This is a genomic window from Actinoplanes sp. NPDC051411 (assembly GCF_040682075.1).
Classification (GTDB): Bacteria; Actinomycetota; Actinomycetes; order Mycobacteriales; family Micromonosporaceae; genus Actinoplanes.
Genome location: NZ_JBFBAD010000210.1, coordinates 1 through 12,912, shown reverse-complemented (window position 1 = coordinate 12,912; position 12,912 = coordinate 1). Strand labels below are relative to the sequence as shown.

The window sequence follows — 12,912 nt, the reverse complement described above, 5'->3', positions numbered from 1 at the left end:
GGACCGGGCCGTCGCCGGGCCGGTCCACTCCGGCCGGGCCTCAGTGGTGGTTGCGGAGCGTGAGCGGGAAGGTCCCCTCGCCGACGCCGGTGAGCGTCCGGGTGTACTGCTCCAGGTAGGTGTCGAGGAACGGTGACCGGCCGCCCTGGGTCGGCACGTCGAGCCGCGGATTCTGCAGTGCGAGACCCAGGGCCGCCCGGGTGACTTTGATCGTGTTGCCGCTCGGGGTGTCCCGCCAGCTCCCGCTACCGATGGTCCCGATCTGGACGCCGAGCTGGTGGTTCGCCTCGAGGGTCCAGTCGGTCGACTTCAGGTCGAACGCGACCCGGCCCGCCCGTTCGATCAGCGCGACGTTCTCGTCGAACATCACCGCGGTGCCGTCCGGGGCGACGTCCCACAGGCGCACCATGACGTTGCCCGGCGCGCCGGCGTTCACCGTGATCCGCGGTGTTGCGGTGATCCGCAGCCGGGACGAGATCGGCGTGGACCAGGTGAAGTAGCTGTGCGTGTCGCCGGCCGCGGGGGCCGGCGCGAAGCGCTGGGCGGCGGGCGGAGCGGGATCGGTGGCGTGCTCCATGTCCCACTGCTGGGCGGCCGGTGCGGCCGGCGCGGCCAGCGTCGAGGCGACGCCGTCGTCCACGTACTGCCCGTTGGCCAGGTCGGCCGTCGTGTACGCCGTCGGCTGGGGCCAGGTCGACTGGGCCCGCCACACGCCGGTGCTGTCCTCGATGGCGAAGGCGGGATCGTGGACCGCCGGCGCGATGCCCTTCAGGTAGCGGTCGTAGAAGCGCATGACCTCGTCGAAGAAGCCGGTGCGGCCCTGCAGCAGCTGGCCCTGGGAGTTGGTCTCGTTGCCGCGGACGTGCTCCCACTGCCCCATCCAGCCCCGCTCGACGCCGTGGTGGTTGTCGAGGTATTCCTCGGTGTCCTCGGGTTTGGTGTTGTTCTCGATGAAGCCCTGGGTGATGAACAGCGGGGTGCTCGTGCCCTTGGCCTTCGCCGCGAGGTTGCGGGCGCGCCAGTAGGGCGAGTCGAGGTCGGGGTTGTTGTTGTTCGTGAGGTTGTCGGCCAGGCACTCGGGGTGGCTGACCTCGTAGTTCGCGTTGGCCTGGTAGCGGGCGGTGTCGTCGGGCAGCGGCGCCATCGTGGCGATCCCGTTGTAGGCCTGGGGTGTGCCGGTCACGTTGGGCCGGGGGACGCCGTTGCTGAACAGGTAGTTGTACATGTTCCACACCGGCTCCTGGGCGACGACCGCCTTCAGCGCCGGGAGTCGCAGGTCGTTGCCGACGAGGCCGGTCACCGCGTCGTACGACTTGCCGTACATGCCCACCCGGCCGGTCGACCAGGACCGGGTCGCCACCCACTGGATCGCGGCCTTCACGTCGGCCTGCTCGCCGGGGCCGACCCAGTCGAGGCAGCCGGTGCTGCCGCCGAAGCCGCGCAGGTCGACCATCACATAGGTGTAGCCGCGGGCGAAGAGGCCGGTGCCGGTGGTGAAGTCCTCGAACCGGTTGGACGGCCCGGTCCGGGTCCAGCCTTCCGGCCCGGTCTGCCCGGCGTGGCCGAAGTAGGGGCCGACCGCGAGGATCACCGGCGTACGGGCGTGAGCGGGCAGGTTAGCCGGCCGGAGGACGTCGGCGTGGAGCTCGACGCCGCTGTGGTCGGCGGACGGGAAGTAGGCCTCCGTCCACACCGCGCCCTCCGGTACGCGGGGATTCTCCTCGTGGGTGACGCCCGCCTGGGCCGGTGCCGGCGCCGGAGCGGCGGCCGCCGCCGTGCCGCCCATGGCGAGAGTCGCCGCCGCGATCAGCGCGCCGGCGGCGATTGTCGTCCGTCCGCGTATGGTCATCTGACCTCCCCGAGAGATAGACCAATGTCACTTCAGGCATTGACGCTAGCGTGTCGTCCTCCTTTTTGGAGGACCGCCACAGCTCAGGTTTCCCCGTCCCGTTCGCGAATCCTGCTCAAGGCTCACTCCTCGGTGTCGGCCCGGAACGACCTTGGCGGCCGTAGGCTGGGCGCATGGGGCAGCGCATTCTCGTGACCGGGGCCCGGCGGGGGATCGGAGCCGCGATCGCGGTCGGACTGGCCCGGCCGGGCAAGACCCTGCTGCTGCATCACCTCGGCGCGGCCGGGGAGACCGAAGGGGTCGCGCGGCTGTGCCGTGACCTCGGCGCGCGCACGGAACTGCTCGACGCCGACCTGGCGGACCCGTCGGCTGTGCGGGAGCTGGCGTCACGCGCCGGCGCGGTCGATGTGCTGGTCAACAACGCGGCGCGGGCCTCCAACGTCGAACTGGGCCGGCTGACCGTCGACGAGTGGCAGGCGACGTTCGCGGTCAACGTGACCGCGCCGATGCTGCTCAGTCAGGCGCTCGGCGCGGGCATGGTCGAGCGCGGGTGGGGCCGCATCGTCAACGTGGTCTCGCCGACGGTCGTCCTGGGCGGGCCGAGCGGACCGGCGTACGTCTCCAGCAAGAGTGCCCTGATCGGCCTGACCCGGTCGCTCGCCCGGGCACTCGGCCCGGGCGGCGTGACCGTCAACGCGTTGTCGCCCGGCGCCATCCGCACCGAGGGTGAGGCCGAGCTGGCCGCCGGACGCGACGCCGAGGCGCACGCGCCGCTGGTCGCCACGCAGGCCATCCCCCGGCCACTGCTGCCGGAAGATCTGGTGGCGACCGTGCGGTTGCTCGCGTCGGACGGCTCGGGCGCCCTCACCGGCCAGGTGATCGAGGTCGGCGGCGGCCTGGTGTTCCGCTGACCGGGTGTTCCGTTGACCGGGTGTTCCGTTGACCGGGTGTTCCGTTGACCGGGTGTTCCGTTGACCGGCCGCGGACATGTTGACTGCATCAACTGTTGACGGAATCGATGCAGTCAACATGTCCGTCGTCAGTGCTCAGCTGCGGCGGACCACCTGCGCTGTTGACGGCGTCAATGCAGTCAACATGTCCATCCTCAGCGGTCAGCCGCGGTCCACGACCTCGCCGTCAACCGACGGCATGCCCGACCAGTCCGACGACGCGACGCTGGCGTGCTTGCCCGCGACCAGCGCGACCCGGGCCTGCGCGGCCGCCGTGTCGCCGTTGGTGACCGCCGGCGAGATGTTCTGCACGTCGGTCATGACCAGCAGGTAGTGGTTGGTGTCGTACCAGGACAGGTCGATGCCGCTGTTGGTGACATAGGCGTTGGCGTCGCCGTCGAAGACGACGAACCACGGCCGCAGCGAGGTGTCGCTGTAGCGGGTGCGCGGGTCGCCGGTGGCCGCGTTGTGCACGGCCGGGAAGATCTGCGCCTTGCTCAGCGTGCCGGCGGCCTTCAGGGAGTTGAGGTACTGCGCGTACTCCTTGTCGGTCCACAGCGTGTCGGTCGGGTTGGACTCCTCGACCGTGCCCGGGATGACCTCGACGATGACCTTGCCGGCCAGCTGGGCGCGGGTCGGCCAGGCGTCCGCCTCCGCGGCGGCGTCCAGCGAGGCGTACGAGCCGAGCAGGTCGGACGGCTTGAACACGGCCGAGCCGAGGTGGGCCGAGATCGCCGAGTCGAGCTGGGCCGGGCCCTGGCCGGTGCGGCTGGAGAAGCCGGTCTTCAGCTCCAGCTTGAGCACGAGCGGGCCGGCGGTCGGGTGGGCGCCCAGCCAGACGCGGATGTCGTCCAGGCAGTACTCGAGGTTCTTGTTCGCCCCGCCCGTGTAGAGCTGGGCAGCGCTGCTCGCGGCCACGCAGTTGTTGGCGTTGCCCAGCGGGTTGGAGTGGCTGACCTTCCACTCGCGGGTGATGATGTCGGGCCAGACGTCCAGCTCGATCAGGCCGGGGTGCTCGTCGAGGGCCTGGGCCAGATAGCTGAAGGTAGCCGGGTCGTACGTGTTGTGGATGCCGACCGTCGTGGTCCGCGAGACCTTGCTGTCCGCGCCGGCCGCCGAGGCCGGGGCCGCCGCCGCGGCGACCACCGCGGCCGCCGCGAGAACCGCGACGGCGCCGCGGGTGAGGGAACTGCGCACGAGAAACCTCCCCTGCGGCCGGTCCAGCACCGGCCGCCTACGCAGTGATCCCAATCGATGAAAGTGAACGGGTCCAGTACGGAGTTCTATCAGTTGGTCAACTTAACCATTTCTGTGTCGACTCAGGAGCCGGCGGGCTCGCCCGGCACCGAGAACAGCGGCTGCCACGGGTCGTCCGGGCCGATCGGGTAGTCGGTCGACGGGGTGTCCCCCTTGGTCGACCAGCGCGCCTGGTAGGGCAGGCCGTCGAAGAGGACCTTGTCGCCGCGCACGTAGACCGTCGCCTCGTTCCAGGCCGCGGTGACGCTGGTGACCAGCGGGACCGGCTTGGGCGCGCTGTCGCTCGAGACGACCGGGCCGATCACCGACCACGGAGTCGGCGAGTTCGGGCTGCCGGTCGCCGCCGGGTCGACCCCGGAGTTCGACCATTTGGCCTCGTAGACCACGCCGTGCCAGACCACCTTGTAGCCGCCGGGGTACTGCGCGGTCAGGCGCCACACCGGGTACGGGCTGGTCTTCGGGTCGTCGACGACCGCCTGCTGGTTGGGGATCGCGATCGCCTGCTGGCTCGCCCCGACCGCGCGGCCGGGCAGGCCGGCGAAGACCGACGAGAAGGCCAGCGCGTCCTGGGGGACGCCGCTGCACGTGTTGGAGTGCACCACCACGTTGGTGAAGGTGCCGGTGCACGGGGCGTCCCGGTTGATCGACCACATCGAGACCCGGCCGAGGCCCTTCTCGACCGCGAACGACGCGAGCCCGCGGGCGTCGTCGAGGGTGAACCGTTCGACGTCGACGTCGTTCTGCCCGATCATCGGGGTCGCGCCGATCCGCGACCACACCTGCGACGAGGTCAGCTGCACGCCGAGCCGCAGGTAAAGGTCGGACAGCTGCTTGTGGGTGGCGTTCAGCGCCTGGGTGGCCAGGTTGAGCATGTCCGGGGTGCCGCTGTCGCCGCCGAAGTCCATGGTCATCACGTTGACGCCGCGCAGCTGCACGCCGGCCGCGAGCGTCGCCCGGACCGCCTCGAGGCCGTCCGCGGTCAGGCCGTCCGGGCTCACCGGGATCGTCAGCCAGACGTCGAGCTCGCCCTCGGACTGCAGCGCCTTGACGGCGACGGCGCGGCGCTGGATCGAGGCCGCGTCGGCCAGGGCGGCACCCTCGACGTCGAGGTCGAGCGTGCCCACGGCGTACCGCTTGACCAGCTGCCGATAGGCGTCGGTCAGCTTCGCCTGGTCGGCGCAGCCGACCGCGAGCTCCGTGTTGTTCGCGCCGCCGACGCTGAGCATCACGTTGCCGCCGGCCGCCCGCAGCTGGCTGATCCGCCGGTCGAGGTCGAGGGAGTTGCCCGCTTCGTCCGGGGTGTAGGCGCCGCCCCAGCTGGGCGCGCACGGGTCGTTCGGGTCGGCGACGACGAAGCCCAGCGCGACGTCGTTGGCCGGGTTGGCCGACGGGTCCTGGAACTGGAACGTCGGGGTCAGGGTGACGTCGACGTAGGGCACGGCCCACGACTTCGCGGTCGGGCCCGAGGTGTTCCTGACATGCAGCACGGCCGCGGTGCCGCCGGCCCCGAGCGCCGCCAGCACCAGCACGAGGATGCCGACACGCACCCAGGAGAGCCGCTCGGTCGGACCTTCCGGCTCCGGCCAGTCCAGGTCGTCGAGCGGGTCCACGGTCGGTGGGGTGGCGGCGAGCATGGCTGCCCTTTCCTCGGGGGTCGTCACCTTTCACAGTCGGCAGACCGGCCGGGGAATGAAGAACGGCGGCAAACCTTCAGGCAACCGGCCGCCGCCGCCGATGGGAAGAGCGAACCGATCATCAGGAAAGGGCGACCCGAATGCCGCGCAACTCGGTGGACCTGCGAACGCCGGACGCTCGACGCCAGTGGGGTGCCGACCGCCGGTCCGAGCCCCACCCGCTCGTGTCGCCACCCGTCTCCGAGGGCCGGATCGCCCGGGGCCGGCTCGCGATCGTGCTGACCATCGCGGTCTGGGCCTGCTACATCATCTACACGGTGATCGAGCAGTTCATCGCCGGTAAGGCCGACAGCGCGCGGCTGGTGGTCGAGGCGATCGTGTACATGGTCGTGGTCACCGGGCTCGCCGCGTCGGCCACCGCGTACCTGATCACCCGGATCGGGTTCTTCTACCGCAGCCGGGCCCACCACCGGGCGCCGCGGATCGCGCTCGACAACTTCCTGGCCACCGACACCCCGTCGGTGACCGTGCTCGTGCCCTCGTATCAGGAGGACGAGCGGGTCATCCGGACCACGCTGCTCAGCGCGGCCCTGCAGGAGTACCCCGGCCTGCGGGTGGTGCTGCTGATCGACGACCCGCAACAGCCGAAGAACCGGGCCGCCCGGGACCTGCTGCGCAGCGCCCGCGCGCTGCCCGCGTCGATCGAGACCGAGCTGGCGGTGCCGTACACGCGGGTGCGGTCGGCGTACGAGCGGTTCCTCGAGTCACCGGCCGAGAGCGCGGTCGAGGACATGCGCAACCTGGCCGACGAGTACCGGTTCGCGGTCGGCTGGCTCTACAGCCTCGGCCGCCGGCAGGAGATGGTCGACCACACCGACGCGTTCTTCGTCGACCACATCGTGAACGCGCTCGCCGACGACCTGGGCACCATCGCCGAGGCCCTCGAGGGCGGGGCGAACGAGGCGGCCGCGCTGCCGGCCGAGCGCCTGCACCAGCTCTACCGCCGCCTGCTGGCCGTCTTCGACGTCTCGGTGACCAGCTTCGAGCGCAAGCGCTACGTCTCGCTCTCGAACGAGCCCAACAAGGCCATGAACCTCAACAGCTACATCGGCCTCATGGGAGGCAGCTACCAGGAGGTCAACACGCCGCTCGGCGTGGCCCTGGTGCCGGCCGCCGCCGGCCGGGGCGAGCTCACGGTTCCCAACCCGGACTACGTGCTCACCCTGGACGCCGACAGCGTGCTGCTCCCCGAGTACGCGCTGCGGCTGGTCCACCTGATGGAGCAGGGCGCGTACGCCCAGCACGCCGTCGCGCAGACCCCGTACAGCGCGTTCCCCGGTTCGGCCACCCGCATCGAGCGCATCTCCGGCGCCACCACCGACATCCAGCACATCGTGCACCAGGGCATGACCCACTACGGCGCGACGTTCTGGGTCGGCGCCAACGCGGTGCTGCGCAAGAAGGCGCTCGACGACATCTGCGAGGTCGCCTACGAGGGCGACTGGGAGATCCGCCGCTACATCCAGGACCGGACCGTCATCGAGGACACCGAGTCGACGATCGACCTCGGGGTCTACGGCTGGACGCTCTACAACTACCCGGAGCGGATGGCCTACAGCGCCACGCCGCCCGACTTCGGCTCGCTGGCCATCCAGCGGCAGCGCTGGGCCAACGGCGGCCTGCTCATCCTCTCGCGCCTCAAGGACCAGGTGCGCGCCCGCCGGGAGCGCGGGCAGAAGAACCGCTTCGGCGAGCTCTTCCTGCGGGTGAACTACATGGCCTCCATCTTCTGGAGCTCCGTGTGCCTGGTGATCATGCTGGTGTACCCGTTCAACAAGGAACTGCTCAACCCGATCCTGCTGCTGGTGTCGGTGCCGTACTTCCTGATGATGAGCGCCGACCTGAAGTATCTCGGCTACAAGCGGATCGACGTGCTCCGGATCTACGGGTTCAACCTGATCCTGCTGCCGGTCAACCTGTCCGGAAGCTTCGCTTCCCTCCTCCAACTGCTCACCGGGGAGAAAAGCGCCTTCAAACGTACGCCGAAGGTGCGCGACCGGACGACGGCCGCAACCACCTACCTGGTGTTGCCGATGGCGATGATCGCGCTCTGCGCCTGGACGGGCTGGCGCGACATCATCCACCACAACTGGAACAACCTCATCTTCGCCGGGCTCAACCTGATCCTCTCGCTGTACGCGATGGTGGCGTTCGTCGGCCTCGGCAACACGATCGTCGACCTGCTGACCCACCTGCGGAACTGGCTCTACCGCCCGGTCAAGCCGAGCCGCCGGCCGGCCACCCGCGCGACCACCCCGGCCACGCCGACCGGCGCGATCGGCGACTGGGCGTCGGTGCTGCACTACCGGTCCGACAAGGGCGGCTCGTCCGGCCTGGTCGCGGTCCGGGCGAACCACGCCGAGACGAACGCCCTGCGCAGCGCCCGGTCGCTGGGCTCGAGCTCGTTCGAGGAGTTCAGCTTCTTCACCGTCTTCCAGCCGATCTTCGAGCTGGCGTCGGGCGACGTGGTCGGCTACGAGGCGCTGACCCGGTTCGCCGACGGCAGCAGCCCGGCCGACGGGCTGGCCGCCGCCGCGGAACAGGGCGTCCAGATCGACCTCGACGCCGCCCTGATCCGGGCCGCGCTGGCCTCCGCCGACTCGCTCCCGGCCGATACCTGGCTCTCGATCAACGTCTCGGCCGACCTGCTGCGGCGGCCCCGCGAACTGGGTCCCCTCCTGACCGAGACCTCCCGGCCGCTGGTCCTGGAGATCACCGACGGCTCGCCGGCCGACCTGGCCGACCTGCCCGGCCACGTGCGGATCGCGGTCGACGACGCCGGCGCGGGCTACGACACACTCGCCCGGGTGGAGTCGCTCAAGCCGGCCTTCCTCAAGCTGGGCCGGGCCGCCCTGGCCGGCGTCGAGAACGGCGACGCCCGCCGCGCGGCGGTCCGCTCGCTGGTGTCGTTCGCCGACTCGCAGGGCTGCACGGTGATCGCCGAGGGCATCGAGTCGGAGCCGCAGCGGGCCGCCCTCGCCGAGTGCGGCGTACCGCTCGGCCAAGGCTTCTTCCTCGGCAAGCCGGCGCCGGCCGACCGGGCGGTGGCTTCCGCTCACTGAGCCGGTCACCCTTTTTCGGGTACGCGACGAGCGCCCGCCGGCGAACAAAGCCGTCAGCTCGCAGTCGCTGAACGGGGAGGGGTGATCTGTTCGCGGCGGGTGTCCATGACCATGGTCCGGGCTCGCCGGATCCAGGGCCGGCCGCGCCGGTCCCGGAACGGGCCGTCGACCGACCGCCTCGATATTGGTTATGCGCGTTAACCGGCATGCTCGCGAGGTGATCCCCTTGACAAGCCGCGCACTTTGACGGCTTCTAGGCATACGAGCTGTTTCGAGAACGATCTTGGTAGTGGAACGCGACCGGCGGCAACGGGGCCGAACAGAGGAGCGGAAGATGCGGATCAGCGACGTACTGAGGGTCAAGGGCGAGCAGGTGGTCACCGTCGAGCCCGGCGTCGACGTGACAAGACTGCTGGCCGTGCTGGCCGAACACCGGATCGGCGCCGTGATCGTCTCGCGCGACGGCAAGCGGGTCGACGGCATCGTCAGCGAGCGCGACGTGGTCCGCGCCCTGGCCGCCCGGGGCGCCGGCGTGCTGACCGAGCCGGTCAGCGCCATCCACACCACCCAGGTGCGCACGGTCGAGCCGGACGCCGCCCTCGAGGACGTCGAGCGGCTGATGACCGAGCACCGGTTCCGCCACGTCCCGGTCGTCATCGACGGCACCCTGCGGGGCGTCGTCAGCATCGGCGACGTGGTCAAAAACCGCATCGACGAACTCGAGGCGGAACGCAGCAGCCTGGCCGGCTACATCACCGGCGAACGCGACCACCCCTGACCGACCCATCCAGCTCGGCCCGCCGAGCTCGCTCGCCCAACTCGGCCCGCCGAGCTCGCTGGCCTGGCTCGGCTGGCTCGGCTCGGCCTGCTCGCCCGGCTGGCTCGGCCTGCTCGCCCGGCTGGCTCGGCCTGCTCGCCCGGCTGGCTCGGCCTGCTCGCCCGGCTGGCTCGGCTCGCTCGCCCGGCTGGCCCGGCTGGCCCTCTCGGCCGCCTGGCCCGGCTGGCCCGGCTGGCCCGCCCGGCCCGGCTGGCCCGCCCGGCCCGCCCGGCCCGCCCGGCCCGCCCGGCCCGCCCGGCCCGGTTGGCCCGGTTGGACCGACATGTTGACTGCATCAACAGTTGACGGCGGCGATGCAGTCAACATGTCCGGCGGCCGGGCGTCAAGCGTAGGCGTGCAGCCCGGCCAGCAGGGCGGCGAGGCCGGCCTTTGCGTCGGCGAAGAGCATGGCTGTCTTCGGGTCGGTGTAGAGCTCGTTGTCGATGCCGGCGTAGCCGTGGCCCAGCGAGCGCTTGATGACGATCACGCTCTTGGCCTGGTCGACGTCGAGGATCGGCATGCCGGAGACCGGGTTGCCGGGGCGGCGGGCGGCCGGGTTCGTGACGTCGTTGGCGCCGATCACCAGGACCACGTCGGTGCGGGCGAACGCCGGGTTGATCTCGTCCAGGTCCTTGAGCTGGGGGTAGGGGGCGTTGGCCTCGGCGAGCAGCACGTTCATGTGGCCGGGCATGCGGCCGGCCACCGGGTGGATGCCGTAGCTGACCTCCACGCCGTTCTCGGACAGGGCCTGGGCCAGGGCGACCGCCTCGTGCTGGGCCTGCGCGGCGGCCAGGCCGTAGCCGGGGACGATCACGACCTTGCCCGCGTAGGCGAGTTGGATCGCCGCGTCGTCGACGCTGATCTCGCGTACCGGAGCCGAGCCTGACCCGGCAGCGACCGCGACGGCGTCGCCGGTGCCGTAACCGCCCGCCATGATGGCGCTGATCGGGCGGTTCATGGCGTCCGCCATGAGCTTCGTCAGGATGGCGCCGGCCGCGCCGACCAGGCCGCCGGCCACGATCAGCGGATTGCTGTCGAGCACGAAGCCGGCCATCGCGACCGCGGTGCCGGTGCAGGCGTTGAGCAGCGAGATCACGACCGGCATGTCGGCGCCGCCGATCGGCAGGGTGAGCAGCACACCGGCGGCCAGGGCGGCCAGCGTGACGACGGTCAGGGCGAGGACGCCGCCGTGACCGGCGACGAAGAGTGTCGCCAGGACCACGGCGACCAGCGTCAGCGCGGCCGAGATCAGGCGGCCGGCCGGGACGACGATCGGGCGGCCCGGCACGCGGCCGGCCAGCTTGCCCGAGGCGATCAGGGAACCGCTGAACGTCACGCCGCCGATCGCCACGTCGAGAACGCCGGTCACCGAGGCCGAGGTGGACAGCGCCCCGGCGTGCTCGACCGCGTCGGTCAGGGCGATCAGCGCCGCGGCGCCGCCACCGACCGCGTTGAACAGGCTGACCAGCTGTGGCATCGCGGTCATCTGCACCCGCCGGGCGGCGACCAGGCCGGCGACCGTGCCGGCGACCAGGCCGACCACGAGCACCACGACGGCCGTCGGGCCGACGGTGTGATGCCAGGCCAGGGTGACGATCGTGACGGCGATCGCGCCCGCCATGCCGACGGCCGAGACGCGGTTGCCGCGGCGGGCGGTGGCGGGCGTGTTCATCAGGTGCAGGCCGACCACGAACAGTGTCGCGCACAGCAGATAGATCAGGTGGACGACCGTGTCGAAGGTGCTCATGACCGCCTCCGGAACATCGCGAGCATGCGGTCGGTCACCAGGTAGCCGCCGGCGACGTTCATCGCGGCGAAGAACGCGGCCACGAACAGCAGGACGTATCCGAGGGCGCTTCCGGTGTTGGCGGCCAGCAGCAGCACGCCGACCACGACCACGCCGTGGATCGCGTTGGCGCCGGACATCAACGGCGTGTGCAGCGTCGCCGGGACCTTGCTGATCACCTCGAAGCCGACCAGCAGACTCAGCACGAACACGGTGATGTCGGCCATCAACAGTGGACTCACGACCGGATCTCCTTCCGCTCGTCGATCAGCTCGCGGACCCGCGGGTTCACGACTTTCCCGCCGTGCGTCACCACGACGGCGGCCTGGATCTCATCACCGAGATCCAGCGTCACGGCGCCTTGCGGCATCAGTGCGGCCAGGAGGGCGATCAGGTTCCTTGCGTACGCGGTCGACGCGGCCTGTGGCATCGTCGACGGCAGCCGGCCCGCCCCGATCACGGTCACTCCCTCACCGGTGACCGTCCGCCGGTCCGGGACCGATCCGGCCACGTTCCCGCCGTAGGGCCCGGCGGCCAGGTCGACGACCACCGAACCGGGGCGCATCGCGGTCAGGGCGTCGGCCGGGACCAGCACGGGCGGTGGTTTCCCCGGCACCTGGGCGGTGGTGATCACGACGTCGAAGCGGGGGATCGCCGCGGTGAGCGCCCGCTGCTGTGCCTCGGCCTCGTCGGCGGCCAGTTCACGGGCGTAACCGTCGTCCTCCGCGGCGCGGTCCTGGCGCGTGTCGGCGAGGTCCAGGACGGTGGCGCCGGTCGAGGCGATGTCTGCGCGCGCGGCGTCGCGTACGTCATAAGCCGTGACCAGCGCGCCCAGCCGGCGTGCCGTCGCGATGGCCTGCAGGCCGGCAACGCCGGCGCCGAGCACCACAACCTGGGCCGGCCGGGTCGTCCCGGCCGCCGTCATGAGCATCGGAAAGTAGCCGCCGTAGGCCTCGGCGGCCACGATCGCCGCCTGGTAACCGGCCACATTGGCCTGCGAGGTGAGCGCGTCCATCGCCTGGGCCCGGCTCAGCGTGCGCGGCAGCAGGTCGAGGCTGACCGACGTCACCCCGGCGACCGCCAGCCGCTGGGCCAGACCGGGGTCGGTCAGCGGGCTCAACAGCCCGACCAGGACCTGGCCGTCCCGCGCCTCACCGACGTCGGCCGGCGGATCGAGGCAGACGAGCACGTCGCTCGCCGCGTAAACCTGCTCCCGGCTGCCCGTCGCGGCCCCGGCCGCGACATATTCCTCGTCGCCGAACCAGGCCCGGCGCCCGGCGCCGGTCTGAACCGTGACCTCCACGCCCAGCCGATGCAGGCGCTGCACCCCGTCCGGGGTGAGCGCCACCCGGCGCTCACCGTCCCCGGTCTCCTCGAGTACCCCGACCATCGTCATATTTCCTCCGTCGCTGGTGTCGTCCGGAGCAGGCGGGGGGGGGGGGCGGGGGGGGGCGGGCGGGGGGGGGGGGGGGGGGACACGTATGGGGGGCCGCGGGG

General features: G+C 71.3%; 9 protein-coding genes. 3 read left to right on the top strand and 6 right to left on the bottom strand.

Features of this window, described 5'->3' with window-relative positions; genetic code table 11:
• Nucleotides 1-40: 40 nt before the first annotated feature.
• Nucleotides 41-1,849: a CocE/NonD family hydrolase gene (locus AB0M88_RS50820; RefSeq protein WP_364115131.1), complete on the bottom strand. Its 1,809-nt coding sequence runs from the start codon at nt 1,847-1,849 to the stop codon at nt 41-43.
• Between the two features lie 173 nt (nt 1,850-2,022).
• On the opposite strand from AB0M88_RS50820, the gene AB0M88_RS50815 reads away from it, so the two are divergent.
• Nucleotides 2,023-2,760: an SDR family oxidoreductase gene (locus tag AB0M88_RS50815; RefSeq protein ID WP_364115129.1), complete on the top strand. Its 738-nt coding sequence runs from the start codon at nt 2,023-2,025 to the stop codon at nt 2,758-2,760.
• A 201-nt stretch (nt 2,761-2,961) separates the two neighbouring features.
• Here AB0M88_RS50815 and AB0M88_RS50810 read toward each other — a convergent pair whose 3' ends face one another.
• Together AB0M88_RS50810 and AB0M88_RS50805 are read right to left on the bottom strand one after the other, a co-directional pair.
• Nucleotides 2,962-3,996, bottom strand: coding sequence for a phosphatidylinositol-specific phospholipase C domain-containing protein (locus AB0M88_RS50810; protein ID WP_364115127.1), 1,035 nt, complete (start codon nt 3,994-3,996; stop codon nt 2,962-2,964).
• Nucleotides 3,997-4,118: 122 nt separating this feature from the next.
• On the bottom strand, nt 4,119-5,717 hold the full coding sequence (locus tag AB0M88_RS50805) for a chitinase (RefSeq protein WP_364115125.1): 1,599 nt from the start codon (nt 5,715-5,717) through the stop codon (nt 4,119-4,121).
• A gap of 113 nt (nt 5,718-5,830) precedes the next feature.
• Between AB0M88_RS50805 and AB0M88_RS50800 the strand changes: the two genes are divergently transcribed.
• Together AB0M88_RS50800 and AB0M88_RS50795 are read left to right on the top strand one after the other, a co-directional pair.
• Nucleotides 5,831-8,812, top strand: a complete 2,982-nt coding sequence (locus AB0M88_RS50800; RefSeq protein WP_364115123.1) for an EAL domain-containing protein — start codon at nt 5,831-5,833, stop codon at nt 8,810-8,812.
• 334 nt (nt 8,813-9,146) lie between these two features.
• Complete coding sequence (locus AB0M88_RS50795; protein WP_364115121.1) at nt 9,147-9,590, top strand: CBS domain-containing protein; 444 nt, start codon at nt 9,147-9,149, stop codon at nt 9,588-9,590.
• A 382-nt stretch (nt 9,591-9,972) separates the two neighbouring features.
• On the opposite strand, the gene AB0M88_RS50790 is transcribed toward AB0M88_RS50795, so the two are convergent.
• From AB0M88_RS50790 to AB0M88_RS50780, 3 genes are read right to left on the bottom strand one after another with little or no spacing between them, the layout of a single operon-like run.
• Nucleotides 9,973-11,376 (bottom strand): NAD(P)(+) transhydrogenase (Re/Si-specific) subunit beta, encoded by a 1,404-nt coding sequence (locus tag AB0M88_RS50790; protein ID WP_364115119.1) that lies wholly within the window; start codon nt 11,374-11,376, stop codon nt 9,973-9,975.
• The gene (locus AB0M88_RS50785; protein ID WP_364115117.1) at nt 11,373-11,657 is read right to left on the bottom strand and encodes an NAD(P) transhydrogenase subunit alpha; all 285 of its coding nucleotides are present in this window, start codon (nt 11,655-11,657) and stop codon (nt 11,373-11,375) included. The genes AB0M88_RS50790 and AB0M88_RS50785 overlap by 4 nt, the downstream gene beginning before the upstream one ends.
• Complete coding sequence (locus AB0M88_RS50780) at nt 11,654-12,811, bottom strand: NAD(P) transhydrogenase subunit alpha (protein WP_364115115.1); 1,158 nt, start codon at nt 12,809-12,811, stop codon at nt 11,654-11,656. Before AB0M88_RS50780 ends, AB0M88_RS50785 begins: the two co-directional genes overlap by 4 nt.
• Between the last annotated feature and the right edge of the window lie 101 nt (nt 12,812-12,912).